Genomic DNA, 5736 nt, shown 5'->3' with positions numbered 1-5736 from the left:
AAATTACTCATGGATTGTCGCTGTTGCTCATTTGAGCTACAATTCAAGCTGAATAAATATACAGCACAGGAGATACCCCAATGGCTGCTAACGCATTTGTTCGCGCCCGAATCGATGAAGATCTGAAGAATCAGGCGGCGGACGTACTGGCCGGGATGGGGCTGACCATCTCTGACCTGGTTCGCATAACCCTCACAAAGGTCGCGCGTGAAAAGGCATTGCCGTTTGATTTACGCGAGCCTAATCAATTAACCATTCAATCAATCAAAAACAGCGAAGCTGGCGTTGATGTTCATAAGGCCAAAGACGCCGATGATTTATTTGATAAATTAGGAATTTAAATATGATTCAAAGGGATATTGAATACTCGGGACAATTTTCAAAGGATGTAAAACTTGCACAAAAGCGTCATAAGGATATGAATAAATTGAAATATCTTATGACGCTTCTTATCAATAATGCTTTACCGCTTCCAGCTGTTTATAAAGACCACCCGCTGCAAGGTTCATGGAAAGGTTATCGCGATGCTCATGTCGAACCGGACTGGATCCTGATTTACAAACTTACCGATAAACTTTTACGATTTGAGAGAACTGGAACTCACGCGGCGCTCTTTGGGTAAAGCACGCTGCCGATGAAATTTGTAAACCCTGCGCCGACAGGCTTGCGTAAAACTCTTTTGGTGATAATGTGAGCCTTCCAAATCCAGACTATTCCGATTTGGGATCTATTTTGCCGTCCTGGCGTGTGTAACCGTTTTATCAAGGAATAAGCAGTATGCGTAAAATCGCATTAATTCTTGCGATGTTGTTGATCCCGTGCGTTTCGTTTGCCGGTTTGCTGGGCAGCAGTAGCTCGACCACGCCAGTGAGCAAAGAGTATAAGCAGCAGTTGATGGGATCCCCTGTCTACATCCAGATCTTCAAGGAAGAACGTACGCTCGATCTCTACGTCAAAATGGGCGAGCAATATCAGCTGCTCGACAGTTATAAAATCTGTAAATATTCCGGCGGCTTAGGGCCAAAACAGCGTCAGGGCGATTTCAAAAGCCCGGAAGGGTTTTATAGCGTCCAGCGTAATCAGTTAAAACCAGACAGCCGTTACTACAAAGCGATTAATATTGGTTTCCCCAATGCCTATGACCGTGCGCATGGTTATGAAGGGAAATACCTGATGATCCACGGCGATTGTGTTTCCATCGGCTGCTACGCAATGACCAATCAGGGTATTGATGAGATCTTCCAGTTCGTTACTGGTGCGCTGGTGTTTGGTCAGCCGAGCGTGCAAGTGAGTATTTACCCGTTCCGCATGACCGACGCCAATATGAAGCGCCATAAATATTCCAACTTTAAGGACTTCTGGGAGCAACTGAAGCCGGGTTACGACTACTTTGAGCAAACCCGTAAGCCACCGACCGTTTCTGTGGTCAATGGTCGTTACGTGGTCAGCAAGCCGTTAAGCCACGAAGTTGTGCAGCCACAACTGGCATCAAACTACACGCTCCCCGAGGCAAAATAAGCGCCATTCGCCTGGCATAATCTTTTGCCAGGTTTCATTGCCCGTCAGCGGCTGTGTTGCAATCACCGTGACCACATCATTCGGTGTGGTCTGCGAGCTGAAGTCGATTTCCACATCCTGATCCAGCAGCGTTGCCACGCCAAACGGCGCGCGGCGGGTGATCCAGTGTAAATTAGTCGAGCAATACGCCATCACATAGCGCCCGTCAGAAAGCAGCATGTTGAAAACGCCCTTCTGCCGCAGTTCATCCGCCAGTGAGGCGATATATTTAAACACTGCCGCCATGTTGCCCGGTGTGCGCGGGTAACGCTGCGTTAATTTATGCAGGAGCCAGCAGAAGGCTTTTTCGCTATCGGTTTCACCGACCGGGCGGAAGTTGCCGGTTTCCAGTGATTTGTAGCCCGTCAGTTGTCCGTTATGGGCATAAGTCCAGTTACGCCCCCATAACTCGCGGGTAAATGGGTGAGTATTTTCCAGCGCCACCTCGCCCCGATTAGCCTGGCGAATATGAGCCACCACCGAACAGGATTTTATCGGGTAGTCCTGGACAAGTTTGGCGATGGGGGAATTAAAGCTGGGTTGTGGATCTTTAAATGTGCGACAGCCTTTACCTTCGTAAAAGGTAATGCCCCAGCCATCTTTATGTGGCCCGGTTCCACCACCACGCTGTACAAGTCCGGTGAAACTAAAGCAGATATCGGTAGGGACGTTGGCGCTCATCCCGAGCAATTCGCACATGGGTAACCTCCACAACAGCGGGAGCGCATGGCCCCCGGCGAAGATTGATTTAAGAATTTTCAGGTCGGATGCGGCGTAAACGAATTATTCGGCCTACGGTTCGCGTACAGATTTGTAGGCATGATAAGACGCGTCAGCATCGCATCAGGCATCAGCGCACAAGTGCCGGATGCGGCGTAAACGCCTTATCCGGCCTACGCCAGACTTACTTAACCATCTCTTTTTCAATTAACTGGATCAGGATATGGATCACTTTAATGTGAATCTCCTGAATGCGGTCGGCATAACCAAAGTGCGGAACGCGAATTTCGATATCCGCCGTGCCAGCCATTTTACCGCCGTCTTTACCGGTCAGGGTGATCACTTTCATCCCCTTCTCACGCGCCGCTGCGATCGCTTTGATCACGTTTGCAGAGTTACCGGAGGTGGAGATCCCCAGCAGTACATCGCCTTCGCGACCTACCGCTTCAACGTAGCGGGAGAAAATATCATTGAAACCGAAATCATTACCGACGCAGGAAATATGACTAACGTCAGAAATAGCAATCGCCGGGTAGCCCGGACGGTTTTCACGGTAGCGACCGGTCAACTCTTCGGCAAAGTGCATAGCGTCGCAATGGGAACCGCCGTTGCCGCAGGAAAGCACTTTGCCACCGGCTTTAAAGCTGTCTGCTAACAGGACCGCCGCGCGCTGAATGGCGTGAATATTGGCGTCATCTTTTAAAAAGTTAGCCAGCGTTTCCGCCGCTTCGTTCAGTTCGTTACGAATAAGATCCTGGTACATGAGGATATCCTTCAGCATAAATGTAATAGACAAAATGCAGTGTACCGGATACCGCCAAAAGCGAGAAGTACGGGCAGGTGCTATGACCAGGACTTTTTGACCTGAAGTGCGGATAAAAACAGCAACAATGTGAGCTTTGTTGTAATTATATTGTAAACACATTGCTAAATGTTTTTACATCCACTACAACCATATCATCACAAGTGGTCAGACCTCCTACAAGTAAGGGGCTTTTCGTTATGATGATTTTGAGTATTCTCGCTACGGTTGTCCTGCTCGGCGCGTTGTTCTATCACCGCGTGAGCTTATTTATCAGCAGTCTGATTTTGCTCGCCTGGACAGCCGCCCTCGGCGTTGCTGGTCTGTGGTCGGCGTGGGTACTGGTGCCTCTGGCCATTATCCTCGTGCCATTTAACTTTGCGCCTATGCGTAAGTCGATGATTTCCGCGCCGGTATTTCGCGGTTTCCGTAAGGTGATGCCGCCGATGTCGCGCACTGAGAAAGAAGCGATTGATGCGGGCACCACCTGGTGGGAGGGCGACTTGTTCCAGGGCAAGCCGGACTGGAAAAAGCTGCATAACTATCCGCAGCCGCGCCTGACCGCAGAAGAGCAAGCGTTTCTCGACGGTCCGGTAGAAGAAGCCTGCCGGATGGCGAATGATTTCCAGATCACCCATGAGCTGGCTGATTTGCCGCCGGAGTTGTGGGCGTACCTTAAAGAGCATCGTTTCTTCGCGATGATCATCAAAAAAGAGTACGGCGGGCTGGAGTTCTCGGCTTATGCCCAGTCTCGCGTGCTGCAAAAACTCTCCGGCGTGAGCGGGATCCTGGCGATTACCGTCGGCGTGCCGAACTCATTAGGCCCGGGCGAGCTGCTGCAACATTACGGCACTGACGAGCAGAAAAATCACTATCTGCCGCGTCTGGCGCGTGGTCAGGAGATCCCTTGCTTTGCACTGACCAGCCCGGAAGCGGGTTCCGATGCAGGCGCTATCCCGGATACCGGGATTGTCTGCATGGGCGAATGGCAGGGCCAGCAGGTGCTGGGGATGCGTCTGACCTGGAACAAACGCTACATTACGCTGGCACCGATTGCGACCGTGCTTGGGCTGGCGTTTAAACTCTCCGACCCAGAGAAATTGCTGGGTGGCGCAGAAGATTTAGGTATTACCTGTGCGCTGATCCCAACCACCACGCCGGGCGTGGAAATTGGTCGTCGCCACTTCCCGCTGAACGTGCCGTTCCAGAATGGACCGACGCGCGGTAAAGATGTCTTCGTACCGATCGATTACATTATCGGCGGGCCGAAAATGGCCGGGCAAGGCTGGCGGATGCTGGTGGAGTGCCTCTCGGTAGGCCGCGGCATCACCCTGCCTTCCAACTCAACCGGCGGCGTGAAATCAGTAGCGCTGGCAACGGGCGCGTATGCTCACATTCGCCGTCAGTTCAAAATCTCTATCGGTAAGATGGAAGGGATTGAAGAGCCGCTGGCGCGTATTGCCGGTAATGCCTACGTGATGGATGCTGCGGCATCGCTGATTACCTACGGCATTATGCTCGGCGAAAAACCTGCCGTGCTGTCGGCTATCGTTAAGTATCACTGTACCCACCGCGGGCAGCAGTCGATTATTGATGCGATGGATATCACTGGTGGCAAAGGCATTATGCTCGGGCAGAGCAACTTCCTGGCGCGTGCTTACCAGGGCGCACCGATTGCCATCACCGTTGAAGGGGCCAACATTCTGACCCGCAGCATGATGATCTTCGGACAAGGAGCGATTCGTTGCCATCCGTACGTGCTGGAAGAGATGGAAGCAGCGAAGAACAATGACGTCAACGCGTTCGATAAACTGTTGTTCAAACATATCGGTCACGTCGGTAGCAACAAAGTTCGCAGCTTCTGGCTGGGCCTGACGCGCGGTTTAACCAGCAGCACGCCAACCGGCGATGCCACTAAACGCTACTATCAGCACCTGAACCGCCTGAGCGCCAACCTCGCCCTGCTTTCTGATGTCTCGATGGCTGTGCTGGGCGGCAGCCTGAAACGTCGTGAGCGCATCTCGGCACGTCTGGGGGATATTTTAAGCCAGCTTTACCTCGCCTCTGCCGTTCTGAAGCGTTATGACGACGAAGGCCGTAATGAAGCCGACCTGCCGCTGGTGCACTGGGGCGTACAAGATGCGCTGTATCAGGCTGAACAGGCGATGGATGATTTACTGCAAAACTTCCCGAACCGCGTGGTTGCCGGGCTGCTGAATGTGGTGATCTTCCCGACCGGACGTCATTATCTGGCACCTTCTGACAAGCTGGATCATAAAGTGGCGAAGATTTTACAAGTGCCGAACGCCACCCGTTCCCGCATTGGTCGCGGTCAGTACCTGACGCCGAGCGAGCATAATCCGGTTGGCTTGCTGGAAGAGGCGCTGGTGGATGTGATTGCCGCCGACCCAATTCATCAGCGGATCTGTAAAGAGCTGGGTAAAAACCTGCCGTTTACCCGTCTGGATGAACTGGCGCACAACGCGCTGGCGAAGGGGCTGATTGATAAAGATGAAGCCGCTATTCTGGTGAAAGCTGAAGAAAGCCGTCTGCGCAGTATTAACGTTGATGACTTTGATCCGGAAGAGCTGGCGACGAAGCCGGTAAAGTTGCCGGAGAAAGTGCGGAAAGTTGAAGCCGCGTAAATGAATAACGGA

At 52.1% G+C, this 5736-nt stretch carries 6 protein-coding genes; 4 read left to right on the top strand and 2 right to left on the bottom strand.

Going from position 1 to position 5736, the window contains the following annotated elements; all coding sequences use genetic code 11:
* Window positions 1–80 precede the first annotated feature (80 nt).
* From dinJ to dpaA, 3 genes are all read left to right on the top strand, one after another.
* Window positions 81–341, top strand: a complete 261-nt coding sequence (gene dinJ / locus E0D98_RS20875; RefSeq protein ID WP_000729704.1) for a type II toxin-antitoxin system antitoxin DinJ — start codon at window positions 81–83, stop codon at window positions 339–341.
* Between the two features lie 2 nt (window positions 342–343).
* Window positions 344–622: a type II toxin-antitoxin system mRNA interferase toxin YafQ gene (gene yafQ, locus E0D98_RS20870; RefSeq protein ID WP_000615976.1), complete on the top strand. Its 279-nt coding sequence runs from the start codon at window positions 344–346 to the stop codon at window positions 620–622.
* Window positions 623–777: 155 nt separating this feature from the next.
* Window positions 778–1518, top strand: a complete 741-nt coding sequence (gene dpaA, locus E0D98_RS20865; RefSeq protein ID WP_001225679.1) for a peptidoglycan meso-diaminopimelic acid protein amidase — start codon at window positions 778–780, stop codon at window positions 1516–1518.
* Here dpaA and E0D98_RS20860 read toward each other — a convergent pair.
* Window positions 1489–2256, bottom strand: coding sequence for a class II glutamine amidotransferase (locus E0D98_RS20860; protein ID WP_000333380.1), 768 nt, complete (start codon window positions 2254–2256; stop codon window positions 1489–1491). The two genes, dpaA and E0D98_RS20860, sit on opposite strands and share 30 nt — an antisense overlap.
* Window positions 2257–2461: 205 nt before the next feature.
* Window positions 2462–3040 carry a D-sedoheptulose 7-phosphate isomerase gene (gene lpcA / locus E0D98_RS20855; protein ID WP_000284050.1) on the bottom strand — a complete coding sequence of 193 codons (579 nt, stop codon included), beginning with the start codon at window positions 3038–3040 and terminating at the stop codon, window positions 2462–2464.
* 239 nt (window positions 3041–3279) lie between these two features.
* Here lpcA and fadE point away from each other — a divergent pair, with 239 nt between their 5' ends.
* Complete coding sequence (gene fadE / locus E0D98_RS20850) at window positions 3280–5724, top strand: acyl-CoA dehydrogenase FadE (protein WP_000973094.1); 2445 nt, start codon at window positions 3280–3282, stop codon at window positions 5722–5724.
* Window positions 5725–5736: the final 12 nt, after the last annotated feature.

The sequence above is a fragment of the Escherichia sp. KCJ4928 genome, from assembly GCF_004352695.1.
In the GTDB taxonomy this organism is placed as follows: domain Bacteria; phylum Pseudomonadota; class Gammaproteobacteria; order Enterobacterales; family Enterobacteriaceae; genus ECMA0423.
The sequence above is the reverse complement of the archived record's forward strand: the minus strand, read 5'-3'. Positions and strand labels throughout refer to the sequence as shown.